We start from the raw sequence: 14112 nt of genomic DNA, 5'->3' as shown, positions 1-14112 counted from the left end.
TTTTCTCTAAATTTTCATTCTAGGGCGATTTAAATGCAAAAAAAATGGCTCAAAACCGAGATCAGTCCTTGACAAAATAAATTATGACTTTGGCTCTGAGGTGGCTGTCTATAGAGTTCGTGTCTTGGTATCCCTGCATGCTGCTTTGCACGATTATCCCTCTTGTTCAGGGGGAGAGAGGGTGGGGGCTAATCACGGTCCTTTCATTTTTTTCGGTGTCTTGCCCCCATTCCTCCCATCAGGTCTGCTTCTCCCAAACATATTTTCTTCTCCTGAATTTATCTTCCTCTCTGCTTCCGGATCAAACGGGATAATCGTGCAAAGCGTCCAGACAGGGATATTGATCTGCCGACCAACCCACCGGCCTTCCTTGTCCTCAAGCTTTCAACGCCCTTCCGATATTTCTTACCATGATCGGTTACCGGCTTGACTGTCAAGCGCTGATTATTAGGTTGAGCTAAAAAAATACATCTGATTTAGGGCATTTCGATAAAAAAGGGGTTTTTGGCCGGAAGTGAACTGCACTTTCGGGCTTTTGCATTTCGCTACCGTGGGCCTCGCCTGGCTTCCTTGAAAGTACGCCGGTAGACGTTTCTTGAGCGCACATCACCCCCGCTCCGCCGCCGCTTGCAGCTCTGAACCCCGGGGGTTCTTCTTGTACTCATTTGGAGTAACCCCCACCTCTTGCTTAAACAGTTTGGAAAAATACGAGTAGTTGGCGTAGCCCACCTTGTTCGCCACCGCATAGACGGACAGATTGGTCGTTTTGAGCAGCTGCTTGGCTGCCGAGATGCGGACCTGGATGACGTAGCTTCCCAGCGAAACGCCCGTTTCTTTTTTGAACAGCCGGGCCAGATAATCCGGGTTGAGGTAGACGACTTCCGCCAGGTCGCCCCGGGTCAGCTCATCCCCGTAATGTGCGTGAATATACTGCTTGATTTCCTCGGCCACGGTTTTCGGTTCGGCGGCAAAGTCGCGGTAGACCATGGCGGTGTTGACCAAATATTTCACATATTCCTCCATATCCTCAAGCGAATGCAGGGATTGCGCCAGCAATTGATCATTGGCCCGCCCGGCGTACAATTTATGCGCTTCAATGCCTTTCATCTTAAGAAAGGCATACACAAGCTGGACGATATCCAGCCGGAACAAGCTCAGGCTGGCGGTGTCCAGCTTCCTGTGATGCAGCCGTTCCCGGAGATACCGGGACGTCTCATCCAGAAACGCAGCGGGATCATTCTGGTCAAGCAGCTGCTCCAAACGGGTTAAATCCGGCGGAGCATATTCCGGCCTGCTTGGCGCATAATCGCGTTCGGCCAGGTAGGTTTGATTGCGGGTTTTGGTCAGATTTTCGTTCATCGCCAAAAGCTGATGCAGGACGGGTCCGATGCCTTCCAGCTTGCCGGACAACCCGATGCAGCAGCAGGCATCACACTTGAGAAATTGGCCCGCCCGTTGAATCAAGGAAGCGCACAACTGCTCGAGCACCACTGTTTCCGGCGGCCGGTTCCATTTCAGAATGGCGATCCAGTTGTAATCTTTATATTCCATAATAGTTTCGACGGAAAAACGCGAATCATCCTGCAACAGCTCATATAGCACATTAAGCAGAGCGAAATCGAACAGTCCTTTCTCTTCCCGGCCCATGCTGCCGCTAAAGGGAAACAGCTGGATCAGCACCGGCTGAAAGAGATCGGTCATGCGGTAGGAGAGATGCTGCTCCTCCATCGCCCGGGCCACGGCTGCCGGCTTGACGGGTGCGGATACGCTTAAGCTCACCAGCTTGCGCCAGAAATACTCGACGATTTTGGCCTGGTTTTTCTGCCAGAAATATCCCTCCTGAATCGCTTTTTCCTGGTTTTGCTGCTCCTTGGCCCGGGCCGCCGCCTTCTGGATGATCAGCATCAGCTTGTCGAACTCGATCGGCTTGAGAAAATATTCGAAGCTCTGCAATTCGATCGCTTTTTGCGCATAGTTGAAGTCGGCGTAGTTGGTCAGAAAAATGGCCTGAACGGCGTATTGCTCCTCCCGGATCCACGCCAGCAGCTCCAGCCCGCTACCCTGCGGCATTTCGATGTCGGAAATGAGGATTTGCACCGGGTGCTCTTGCAAAATTTCACGCGCCTGGGCCACGTTGTTCGCCGAATACACGTTTTCAATACCTAGCAGCTTCCAGTCGATTTTCTTCTCCAACGCGGTAACGACATAATAGTCGTCGTCCACAACCAACGCGTTCATAAGGCCACACTCCTGTTCGTTCCCGCCGCCACGTTCGCCGGGAGGGATAAGATTACGCAGGCGCCGCCGTCCTCCTTGTTGAAGAACGATACTGCCGCTTGTTTATCGTAAAGGGAATCCAGTCTCTGCAGCGTATTCATGATCCCGATACGGGAGCCCGCGGTTTGTTCCAAAGGCTTTCCGCTTTGCAGCTTCTCCAAAATATCCGGCGGGAACCCGGGCCCGGTATCGGAGATGCGAATCACGAGGCGCTCTTCCCCGGCGTCCAGCTGCAAACCAGCCGCAAGCTCGATCCGTGCTTCCGCAACCCAGGACACCGCGTATTTGACCGCGTTCTCCACAAAGGTCTGCAACACGAGCGGCGGGATTTCGGCTTCCGTCAGGTTTTCCGCCTGTTCGATCCGGTAGGCCAAGGCATTTTGATAACGGTGCTTCTGGATCTCGAGATAAATCCGCACATGCTCGATTTCGTCCCCCAGCTTGACGAAGTCCCCGTCATTTTGGAAGATGTAGCGGAAATATTTCGCGGTCGACAGCGCCATCCGTTCGATTTCCTCGTGCATTTGCATTTGCGCCATGCTGTAGATGCTCGTCAGGCAATTCAGGAAAAAATGCGGCTTGATCTGCAGCTTCATATAATCGAGCTGAATCCGCTGCTTTTCCAGCTCCCGTTCGTACAGGTCGATTTTGAATTTTTTGATCTGCCCGATCAGGTTTAAAAACTGCTTGTTCGCTTTCTCCAGCTCAATAATTTTGCTGCTCTGAAACTCCAGCGGTTCGCCTTCTTCCGTCCAAAACGCCAGGTTATAGGAGAAGTTTTTGATCGGCCGCAGCACCTTGTTCCGGAAATACAGCAGGATGAATCCCAGGCTGCAGGTGATGATCACGGCCAATAGAAGGATCAACAGCTGGGCGATCATGATTTTTTCAAAGGTTCCGAACTGGATGACCAGCTTGACGTGAAAAGTAGCGTTCGTGAACTCTCCGTTCACCGTCGTTCCGGCCTGGAACAGGCCCAGGGAAGAAGACGCCTGCGGAACATCATTCAGCACCTTGCCATTGTTGGAAATCGGACTGGTGATGCTCTGCCCGTTCTCGGCAATCAGAGACACGAAGCCGTTCTCTCCGAGATTTATCTCGCGCAGGGGGCGGATCAGGTCATCCGCGGAAACCAGGCTGATCATGTAGCTGTCGTAATAAGGCACGATGTTCGTAATGTAAAACTTACCGTTGACCCGAACCGGCGTCCATTTGGAATAGAGCTTTTCGTAAACGTTGCGATCCTGCCTGGCGTTGGCGATAATCTGTTCCTTCAGCGCCTGGTAATCCGAATAGGAGATACTGATCGGGGCGCAATTGAGAAAAAACGACTGCTTCTTTAAATACACGAAGAAATTGTATTCCTGTCCGTAGTTTTTTTGCAGCTCGGTAAACCGTTTGTGCAGATTTTCGTTCGCCTGGAAAAACTCCAGGCTGTTCATCGGGCTCGTATTCATCGCCTTCAGGCTTTCGTCGTTGGCCAGCGTCCATCCGGTATAGTGATTGATGTAGGCAAAGTCATGATTGATGCGGTCCAGGTACAAGCCGGCCGTATCCTGCAAATAACGCGTGGCCTGCTGCTTGACGATCGAGATCGCGGAAATGCTGATGGCAAAGTCCAGGATAAGAACGATGAAGGAAATCAGAAACATGATGTTCACGTAATGCCGGAGCGGATACTGTTTGTTTTCCGTTGGTTTGGCCATGGCTTCCTAGCGCCGCATCCTTTCCCGCGCTTAGCTTTTCTATGAATGCGCTTTTACGGAGGTTTAACCCTATTATAAAACCTTTGGCTGAAAAAAGGATACGTAAGTCCATGCGGCTTGCGGGAAAAGTCCGGAAAGTGCAAACGAAGGTCTGGATTGCGTTATGATTTTTCCGGCTGCAACCATTTATACTGGAAGTGTCCAAATTCACTTACAACATTTGGATTAGGAGGCTGAAATACACTTTCGAGGATGGGAGCAGGCGGCTTGCTTTCATTCTGAAACGGGGGATGATGCATGAAACACCGCACTAAGCGGAAAACGGCGAAAACGGGGACTATGCTGCTGCTATCGGCCGCGCTGGCCTTTGGCCTTGCGGGATGCGGCGGCGGCTCCGGCAATTCCGGTTCATCGGAGGAGTCCGGCCCGGCAAGCGGTTTTAACCAAGCAGGCCTGCCGATCGTAAACGAACCGGTCACGCTGAAGGTATTGACCATGCGTTGGGGGAACATGGGGGACACCTTCACGCAAAACCAGTGGCTCAAGGATTTGGAGAACAGCACGAATGTGAAAATCGAATGGCAGGTCGTGTCCTCCAATGACTGGAATGAGCAAAAATCGATCATGCTGGCCAGCGGTACGCTGCCGGACGTCATTTTGGGCGACGCGACGCTAAGCGATTCCGATATTATCAGCAACTTAAGTTATTTCCGCCCGCTGGACGATTACATTGAACAGTACATGCCAAACCTCAAAGCGGCCATGGAAGAATCGCCGGAGCTCAAGAAGATCAGCACCTTCCCCGACGGAAAAATCTATTCTTTGCCGGCCAAACAACCGGCTTCGCCCAAAAGCACGCGCCAGCCGGTCATTAACAAGATGTGGCTGGACAAGTTAGGTTTGCAGGTGCCGGACACGATCGACGATCTTCATGCGGTGTTTAAGGCGTTCAAAGAACAGGACCCGAACGGGAACGGCAAAAAAGACGAAATTCCCTACTCGGAGACGGGCCTCGGGACTTTGCTCGATCCTTTCGGCGTGACCGACCTGAACGGCAACAACATGATGATCAAGGACGGTCAGCCGGTGTTCATCCCCGCCTCCGAGGAATACAAAGCGGGCATCAAGTGGGCGCATCAGCTGTATGCCGAAGGGCTGATCGACAAAGAGCTGTATACCCAGGACAGCAGTATGACCTCGGCCAAACAGCAAAATATGGATGCGCCGATCGTTGGCTTTTCCTATCAATGGACGCCGGACGCGGTTTTTGGCCAATGGGGGAAACAGTATGCAGCCATCCCACCGATCGCCGGACCGGATGGCCAGCGTTACCAGAACGGCAATCCGAACGGCAACGGCCTGAGCCGCAATCAACTGCTGATAACGACGTTCTGCAAAAATCCGGAGGTGGCCGCCCGCTGGGCCGACCAGTTCTACACCAATGAGGCGAGCATTCAAAATTTCTGGGGCGCGATCGGCACCGTGATTAGCAAAAACGCCGACGGCACTTATACGCTGATGGACCCGCCGGAGGGCACCAGCGCGGACGCCTGGTATTGGGAGCAGTCCTTGCGGAGCTTCGGGCCGAAATACGTCAGTCCGTCTTTTGAGGAGAAGCTGATCCTGAACCCGGAAGCAGGCGACGGCCTGAAGCTGGAAATCGACAAGCTGGGCAGCAATTACGTCACAACGCCGTTCCCGAACGTGATGTACACCGTGGAAGAATTCCAGGAGTTGCCGACCTTGACGACGGACATCGACAGCTATGTGGCGGCGATGCGGGCCGCCTGGGTAACCAAAGGGGGGATCGACGAAAACTGGGAGGCTTACATGAAAAAGCTGAATGACATGGGGCTGGAAAAACTGATGAAGATCCGTACCGAAGCGTACAACCGGTATATAGGTACGGAATAAAAGGAGATGGATAATGTGGCAAGACGTTTTAAGGCGTTTATGGCATCCGTAGTGGCGGTACTTATGGCCGCGGTATTTATGGCGGGCAATTTCGCGTATATTCAGCCCGTTCGTGCGGCGGGTGTAGAGGGCGTAGTAACGCAGGCCGATCCCGGCCCGGTCCCGAACGGCTCGCTGCGGGTCCACTATCAGCGCGCCGATCAGCAGTACGGCCATATGGGCCTGTGGCTGTGGGGCGACGTAAAGACGCCGTCCGAGCAGGCGGGCAGCTGGCCAGGCGGGGCGGCCTCTTTTGACGACAACCAAACTACAAGCTACGGGGCTTATCTTGACGTTCCGCTCAAGGTCAATGCCGCTCATCTTAATTTCATCGTGGTCGACAAGACGAACGGGGTCAAGGAAGGCGGCGATAAGTACGTCGCGTTGACGGCGTCGGGGCCAAAGGAAGTATGGATCAAGGAAGGTTCGGATGAGGTGTCTCTCCAGAAACCGTCCGGGCCGCCTACCGGAGGGCCTGAAGACAGTCAGGCTAATTTTCCCGCATGGTCGCAGGATTCCGTGATTTACGAAGTCAATGTCCGGCAGTTTACGAAAGAAGGCACATTCGCGGCGTTCGAAGCGCACTTGCCGCGGCTTAAGGAGCTTGGTGTGGAAGTTTTGTGGCTGATGCCGATCCACCCAATCTCGCAGGAGAAGCGGGTCGGCACGTTAGGATCGTATTATTCGGTCGCAGACTATAAGGCGGTGAATCCGGAGTTCGGGACGATGGACGATTTCAAACGCCTGGTGGACAAAGCGCACGACATGGGCTTTAAAGTCATGTTGGATTGGGTGGCCAACCACACCGGCTGGGATCACCCGTGGATACAGAATAAATCGTGGTACGTGACCGACGCCGGCGGCAACATCGTCGCTCCGGAAGGCTGGTCGGATGCCGCCGAGCTGAATTACGACAATCGCGACATGCGCGCGGCGATGATCGATGCGCTTGTTTACTGGGTAAGGGAAGCGGACATCGACGGCTTCCGGGCGGATTTCGCCTCCGGCGTGCCGCAGGATTTCTGGGAGACGGCGCGGCGGGAGCTGGACCGAGTCAAGCCGGTTTACATGTTGGCCGAGGATGATACCCAAATAGGATTGCTGCGGCAAGCCTTCAACTCGAACTACAATATGGGGCTGTTCTACAACATCATGAAGCAGATTCCAGGCGGGGGAGTCAGCGCCGCGGACGTCAAAGCTTTTTTGGATGCCCAGGCGCAAAAATACCCCAAAGGCGCTTACCCGATGAATTACATTACCAACCATGATACGAACTCGTGGGAAGGCACCGCCTCCGAAATGTTCGGCAAGGCGGAGAACCTGGTGGCCGCGCTTAGCTTTACCGTGCCCGGCATGCCGTTGATCTACTCGGGCCAGGAAGCGGGCCTGAACAAACGGCTGCAGTTTTTCGAAAAGGATGAGATCGACTGGAGCGATTTGTCCAAGCAGGATTTTTATAAGCGGCTGATTCAAACCAAGCGGGAAAATCCGGCGCTTTGGAACGGCAACGCGGGTGGGCCGATCAAGTATTTGGCGGCGGACGACGGACAAGTGCTCGCGTTCGAGCGGGAGAAAGACGGGAACAAGGTGATCGTGATCCTCAACCTGTCGGGGACGGCGCGCACGGCAACCGTTCAGGCTGAAGCTTCCGCGGGGCGTTACTACGATATTTTCGAGCAATCCTATACGGATATCGGGGCTGGGCAAACCTTCACGCTGGCGCCGTGGGGATACCGTATTTTTGCAAAGTCCGAATAGTGACAATAATAGTCCAGTTTAGTTATCGCCCTCTTCCGGCCGGGAGAGGGCTGTTTTGTGCGGGCGGATGAACCTGCGGAAAAAGTCCGGTTAGCGCCTGCTTCCGGTCCGGTAAACGCGCCAGGCGGGGCTTTATACTTAGGTTGTTGGAAGAGTAAGGAGGGGATGTCATGAAATCCGGTTCTTTGGACATCGGGCGGATGCTCGGCCGGGTCAAACGCAACGGAGGACTTTATTTGCTGCTATTGCCCGCGTTCGTGCTTACGCTGCTGTTTGCGTACAAACCGATGTACGGGGTGCTTATCGCCTTTAAGGACTACAGTCCGGCTTTGGGGATCGGGGGCAGTCCCTGGGCGGGGTTCAAGCATTTTGAGAAATTTTTCAATTCGTATCAATTTTCCACGACGATCAAGAACACGATTGTGATCAGCCTGTACAGCATCGCCACATTTCCGATTCCGATCGTGCTGGCCTTAATGGTCAATCAGATGCGGGCGGGCCGGTTCCGGCGCTTTTTCCAGACGGTCTCGTACATGCCGCATTTTATCTCGACGGTCGTGATGGTCGGGCTGATGCTCATTTTGCTCTCCCCAAGCACCGGACTCGTCGGCAATCTGTACAAATTGCTCGGCTTCGAAGCGCCCGATCTGATAGGCTCGGCCGCCTGGTTCAGCAGCTTGTACGTCTGGTCGGACGTGTGGCAGCATGTCGGATGGGACAGCATCATTTTTATCGCCGCGCTGTCCACGGTTGACCCGAGCTTGTACGAGGCGGCCACGGTCGACGGGGCCAGCCGCTGGCACAAAATCCGCTACATCGATCTCCCGATGCTGATGCCGACGGCGATTACGCTGCTGATTTTGCGGGTCGGCGGACTGCTTGGGGTCGGGTTTGAAAAGGTGTACCTGATGCAAAACGACCTGAACATTACCGCCAGCGAAATTTTATCCACGTACATTTACAAAATCGGGCTGCTGAGTAGCCAGTACAGCTTTTCCTCGGCCGTCAACCTGTTCAACACCGTGATCAATTTCTTGCTGCTGATTCTGGTGAACCAGATTTCCAAAAAATACAGCGAGAACAGTCTTTGGTAAAGGAGGGAAAAGAACATGGACACAGGGCATCCGGCGGTAAGTCCGGCCGCGCAGCCGGTCAATAACCGATCCTCCGACAAGGTGATGGAGGTGGCGCTATATGTATTCGCGGTTCTATTTCTGATCATTTTGATCTATCCGCTTTATTTTATCGTCATCGCTTCCTTCAGCGATCCGTCCGCGGTGGCGAACGGGCAGGTATGGTTTTACCCCAAGGGCTTCACGCTGGACGGGTACAAGGAGCTGCTGCAGCACGAAAATATTTGGATCGGCTACCGGAACACGATTTTGTATACTGTAGTTGGCACGGCCATTGGCCTGATCGTCAACGTATCGGCGGCTTACGCGCTGTCGCGCAAAGATCTCGTCGGACGGAAATTTCTCTCTTTGTTTTTTATTTTTACGATGTTTTTCAGCGGCGGGCTGATTCCTACTTTTCTAACGGTCCGCGATTTCCACCTGTACGATACGTTTCTGGTCATGGTTCTGCCTTTTTCCGTCATCGTGTATGACATTATCGTCGCCAGAACCTTTTTTCAGTCGAGCATTCCCGAGGATTTGTGGGAGGCGGCGCAGATCGACGGCTGCGGCAACCTCCGTTATTTCGTCCAAATCGTGCTGCCGCTGTCCAAAGCGATCATCGCGGTGCTGGGACTTTGGATCGCCGTCGGCTACTGGAACTCTTATTTCAACGCTTTGATTTATTTGAAAAATCCCGACCTGCATCCGCTGCAGTTGATCCTGCGGAACATTCTAATCACGAACCAGATGCAGTCCGGCATGGGCACCGGCGAAGCCGCGCAAATCGCGCTCCGGCTGGCCAACCTGATGCGCTATTCCGTCATCATCGTCGCTACCGTGCCGATCATGTGCGTCTATCCTTTCCTGCAAAAATACTTCAACCAGGGAGTCATGATCGGCGCCGTAAAAAGTTAGTTGGCCGGGACTACTACATAAGTTGAACTAAAGAAATGGACGAGAACAGGCAAGAGGGTGAAATGATTCTGAAGAAACTAAAAGCTTTCTGCAAGAAAGCTGCTTCGGAAAGTCGCCTTTGTGACCGGATTTCTACCTTGTTTGAATTTAGTTCAATCCTAGAAATCTGGGAACAACAGCGATCGTAAGAACATTTCACCCGGCTGCCCAATCTCTATCCATAATAGTTCAACTTACAACACAAATGATTAAGGGGGATGCTCTATGAACAAACAAGCCGGTAAATTTGCGGCGAAAAAATGGGTGCCGCTGCTGCTTGCGGCCGCGCTGGCTTTCGGACTCGCGGGCTGCGGCGGCGGCAATGCCGGGAACAGCGGCGGCAGCGCGCCGGACGCGGCGGGCAATTTCAACAAGGAAGGCCTGCCGATCGTAAACGAACCCGTGACACTTAAGGTGTTGACCATGCGCTGGGGCAATATGGGGGATACGTTCACCCAAAACCAGTGGCTCAAGGACCTGGAGACGAACACAAACGTTAAAATCGAATGGCAGGTCGTATCCTCCAACGACTGGGGCGAACAGAAATCGATCATGCTGGCCAGCGGCTCGCTGCCGGACATCATCCTGGGCGATCAGACGTTTTCCGATTCCGATATCGTCAACAACTTAAGTTATTTCCGCCCGCTCGACGATTACATCGACCAGTACATGCCGAACCTCAAGGCAGCGATGGAGGAGACCCCGGAGCTGAAAAAAATCAGCACGTTCCCGGACGGTAAAATCTACTCCCTGCCGACCCGGCTGCCTTCGCGGCCGAAAACGAAAAACCAGCCGGTGATCAACAAAGCCTGGCTCGACAAATTGGGCCTGCAGGTTCCCGATACGGCCGACGATCTTTACAACGTGCTGAAAGCGTTTAAGGAGCGGGACCCGAACGGCAACGGGAAGCAAGACGAGATTCCCTATACCGAAACCGGGCTGGCCCCGGATTTCCTGAATCCGTTCGGCATCACCGACATCAACGCCAACAGCATGCTGGTGAAGGACGGCAAACCCGTCTTTTACCCGGTCAGCGAGGAATACAAGGAAGGCCTCAAGTTCGCGCATAAACTGTACGCGGAAGGCTTGATCGACAAGGAACTGTTCACCCAGGACGCCACGATGACGTCGGCCAAGCAGCAAAACGCTGAGGTTCCGATCGTCGGGTTCACAAACCAGTGGACGCCGGACGCGGTATTCGGCAAATGGAGCGGCCAATATGTTACGATTCCGCCGCTCGCCGGACCGGACGGGAACCGCTACAATCCGGGCAATCCGAACGGCATGAGCTTTAACCGCAACGAACTGCTGATTACGACGTCGTGCAAATACCCGGAGGTGGCCGCCCGCTGGGCCGACCAGTTCTACACCAACGAGGCGAGTATCCAAAATTTCTGGGGCGCGATCGGCACGGTCATCCAGAAAAACGACGACGGAACCTATACGCTGATGGATCCGCCCGAAGGCACCAGCGCCGATGCCTGGTATTGGGAACAGTCTTTGCGCGATTTCGGACCGAAATACGTCAGCCCGTCCTTCGAGAAAAACATCGTCCTGAACCCCGAGGCCGGCGACGGTCTGAAGCTGGAGATCGACAAAATGGGCAGCGAATACGTCACCACGCCGTTCCCGAACGTTATGTATACGGCCGAGGAATTCCAGGAGCTGCCGACCCTGACGACCGATATCGACAGTTACGTGGCGGCAATGCGCGCCCAGTGGGTTACGAAAGGCGGCATTGATGAAGAATGGGGGGCTTACGTGAAGAAGCTGAACGATATGGGCCTGGACAAACTGATGAAAATCCGCGCCGCTGCGTACGACCGGTATATGAGCGTGAAATAAACGACGTGGCTGTAGGGGTATAACGTAACGCCCTGACCTTGGAATAGAATATTCTAAGGCCGGGGCTTTTTCCATGTGCTAGAGAGCGTTGGTATCGAGGATACCTTGGGTGCTATACTGTTAGTGAAGCCATGGCAGCGGGGCTGGACCGGGCGGAAAGCAATATTGATCGTGGGCAAATTCCCAGGGCGTGGCGCAGTGTTCTGATTGGAAATATCCAATAGAATTGGAATTTAATTGGGAAAAACGACGGTTTGATTGGATATTTCCAATAGATGAGGCTCGTAAGAGTGGAAAACGGCGATTTAAGCGCAATCTATTGGATTTTTTCCAATGAGACTTCAAAATGGAGTGCGATTTTCGGCAATCTGTTGGATTTTCTCCAATGTGGAGTTCATGAAACTCTGAAGCCATACATTATCGATCAGGCTGCCCGTTTATAGAGGAAGGCTGATCAAATAGAAAAGACGGTGGTTTGTTTGCTATCCAGACTCGTTAACCTGATCCCTCGGGATTGGCTCGTTTATATGTATAAATATATGCCGTCGAAAAAATTCAAAAACTGGGTCGTTTACCGGACTCAGCATAAATTTATGGTTGCCGTCTTGGGTTTGATCACCAATGAGCGGGGGCAAGTGCTGCTGCTAAAGCATGCTTACCGTGGAAATGAGCCATGGGGGATACCGGGAGGCTGGATGGAGCTGGAGCAGCCGGAAGCCGCGCTGGTCAGGGAGATTTATGAGGAGACCCGATTCAATGTACAGATAACCGGACTGGCCAAGGCCATTTATGACAAGAAGCCGGCAAAGGTTGAAATCGTTTTTAGAGGAAGTATCGTTGGCGGCACCTTTACTCCCAGCGTCGAAATCTCGGACTATATGTACTGTGACCCGGGACACTGGCCGCAGGGGTTGCCGGCGGACCAGAAGAAACTGATCCGGGAGCTTCTCGCCCGCCATTAATTTCCACCAAAAACAAGAAGCCCCCGCCCCGAGATTTATACGCTCGCAGACGGGGGCGTTGTTGCCGTTGTTGCCGCTACCGCTTCAATTATTCTTTCATTTTCGCTTCCAATTCCTGCGACGCTTGTTCAAGCACGCGGAAGGTAACTGGGTCCGGAAGCCGATAATCGCTTGGCAGCGAGGTAAACACACGGTCCCAAACCTGACCGTCCACGATCACGAGTTTCTCGGTATCGCCGACCGGGCGCGTAAACCACCGGCTGTATTTGTCACCGCTGACAAATGAGTATTTTTTCATCATCGTGCACCTCCCCTGCGTTTTTGGATGGCGTATTCGTAGACCGCCAAATAATGGTCGACCATCTGATTCAGGTCCCAGTGTTTGGCAGCCCATTGCTTGGCGTTTACGCCGAGACGGAGGCGAAGCTCATCGTTTTCCAGCAGCATTTTTAATTGATCGCTGAGGGAGTCTATATCCCCTACCGGATAAACCAATCCCGTTTGCTTGTGAGACACCATCTCCGGCAAGCCGCCGGTATCGCTGACGATGACCGGCAACCCGGCAAGCTGGGCCTCAATGACCGATAATGGCTGGTTATCCAGCAAGCTGGGCTGCACGAAAATATCCGCCTGCCGCAGCATTTGCGGTACGTCCTGACGTTTTCCCCAGAATACGACGTCGTCCTCTAGACCCAACGCTTTGGCTTGAGCGCGCAGTTTCACCTGCAGATCTCCTTCGCCGGCAAGCCAGCACACCCAGTCGCTTCGCTGTTGCTTCAGCCCGGCGAGCGCACCGATCAGGTGATGCGCTGCCTTCAGCTCGATCAGACGCCCGGCGAACATAATTACCTTCTTGTCTGCCGGCTTGCGAACGTCGGAAACCTCCTTCATCCGGTTAGCATAAGCGGCCTGATCGTAACCGTACGGGTACATTCTTAGCTTTTTAGCGGGGACGTTGAAATCCCGGATCAGCATGTTTTTGAGCCAATGGTTGGCGACGATGGTCGCTTCCGGCGAAGACGCGCCAAAATGTTCAAGCGCATCAAAATATGCTTTAGCAACGGAGTTGGTGGAGGATTTGTGTACGGTGCCAAACTGGCGCTCCACTTCGCGCGCCACGCTGCCGTGCAGCGAAGCGACCAGCGCTGCGCCGCCGTTCCTGATCCGCTGCATGCAGCCGGAGGCAATAACGTCTTGGGCGTGAATGACATCGTATTGCTCTACGTTTAAGTATGCAGCCGCCAGTTCGAACATGTACCGTTCGAGCTCCGTATATAAAACGAGCTGGTTCCGGTGAATGGCAGGATAGGTTTCTTTGCTTAATTTTTCCAAAAGTAGCGGACGAACTTTACCTTTATGGAATTTAGCTTTGCCGATGATCGAGACGTAAGGGTCGCCCGGATCACCGCCATTCCCCAGGAGATCGACCTCATGGCCGCGGTCCTGCAGTTGTTTCTGCAGTTGCAGCATAAAAGGCCAAACACCGCCGACATGAGGGACCGCCCAGTACGTTGCCAACAGGATCTTCATGTTCGCAGCCCC

The 14112-nt window shown here is 53.6% G+C and carries 10 protein-coding genes; 6 read left to right on the top strand and 4 right to left on the bottom strand.

Translation table 11 applies throughout. The features are described 5' to 3' along the window. Positions 1-606: 606 nt before the first annotated feature. The gene (locus tag ACLD72_RS04270) at positions 607-2238 is read right to left on the bottom strand and encodes a response regulator (protein ID WP_410996113.1); all 1632 of its coding nucleotides are present in this window, start codon (positions 2236-2238) and stop codon (positions 607-609) included. Continuing rightward, positions 2235-3983, bottom strand: coding sequence for a sensor histidine kinase (locus ACLD72_RS04265; protein ID WP_410996112.1), 1749 nt, complete (start codon positions 3981-3983; stop codon positions 2235-2237). The genes ACLD72_RS04270 and ACLD72_RS04265 overlap by 4 nt, the downstream gene beginning before the upstream one ends. A gap of 339 nt (positions 3984-4322) precedes the next feature. Here ACLD72_RS04265 and ACLD72_RS04260 point away from each other — a divergent pair, with 339 nt between their 5' ends. The 6 genes from ACLD72_RS04260 to ACLD72_RS04235 all read left to right on the top strand — a co-directional run bounded on the left by ACLD72_RS04260 (position 4323) and on the right by ACLD72_RS04235 (position 12570). After that, entirely contained in the window at positions 4323-5897 is a 1575-nt protein-coding gene (locus tag ACLD72_RS04260; RefSeq protein WP_410996509.1) for an extracellular solute-binding protein, read from the top strand. A gap of 15 nt (positions 5898-5912) precedes the next feature. Continuing rightward, positions 5913-7694: an alpha-amylase family glycosyl hydrolase gene (locus ACLD72_RS04255; RefSeq protein ID WP_410996111.1), complete on the top strand. Its 1782-nt coding sequence runs from the start codon at positions 5913-5915 to the stop codon at positions 7692-7694. A 170-nt stretch (positions 7695-7864) separates the two neighbouring features. After that, positions 7865-8788: an ABC transporter permease gene (locus tag ACLD72_RS04250; RefSeq protein ID WP_410996110.1), complete on the top strand. Its 924-nt coding sequence runs from the start codon at positions 7865-7867 to the stop codon at positions 8786-8788. A 15-nt stretch (positions 8789-8803) separates the two neighbouring features. Beyond that, positions 8804-9724, top strand: a complete 921-nt coding sequence (locus ACLD72_RS04245; protein WP_410996108.1) for a carbohydrate ABC transporter permease — start codon at positions 8804-8806, stop codon at positions 9722-9724. A 264-nt stretch (positions 9725-9988) separates the two neighbouring features. Further along, positions 9989-11608 carry an extracellular solute-binding protein gene (locus tag ACLD72_RS04240; protein ID WP_410996106.1) on the top strand — a complete coding sequence of 540 codons (1620 nt, stop codon included), beginning with the start codon at positions 9989-9991 and terminating at the stop codon, positions 11606-11608. Between the two features lie 539 nt (positions 11609-12147). Continuing rightward, on the top strand, positions 12148-12570 hold the full coding sequence (locus tag ACLD72_RS04235; RefSeq protein WP_458475575.1) for an NUDIX hydrolase: 423 nt from the start codon (positions 12148-12150) through the stop codon (positions 12568-12570). An 88-nt stretch (positions 12571-12658) separates the two neighbouring features. Here ACLD72_RS04235 and ACLD72_RS04230 read toward each other — a convergent pair whose 3' ends face one another. Both ACLD72_RS04230 and ACLD72_RS04225 read right to left on the bottom strand, forming a co-directional pair. Further along, positions 12659-12868, bottom strand: a complete 210-nt coding sequence (locus tag ACLD72_RS04230; protein ID WP_458475574.1) for a hypothetical protein — start codon at positions 12866-12868, stop codon at positions 12659-12661. Continuing rightward, positions 12868-14100, bottom strand: coding sequence for a glycosyltransferase family 4 protein (locus ACLD72_RS04225; protein ID WP_410996102.1), 1233 nt, complete (start codon positions 14098-14100; stop codon positions 12868-12870). Before ACLD72_RS04225 ends, ACLD72_RS04230 begins: the two co-directional genes overlap by 1 nt. Between the last annotated feature and the right edge of the window lie 12 nt (positions 14101-14112).

The sequence above is a fragment of the Paenibacillus lacisediminis genome (genome assembly GCF_046567315.2).
This window is presented reverse-complemented; position numbering and strand designations above follow the sequence as displayed.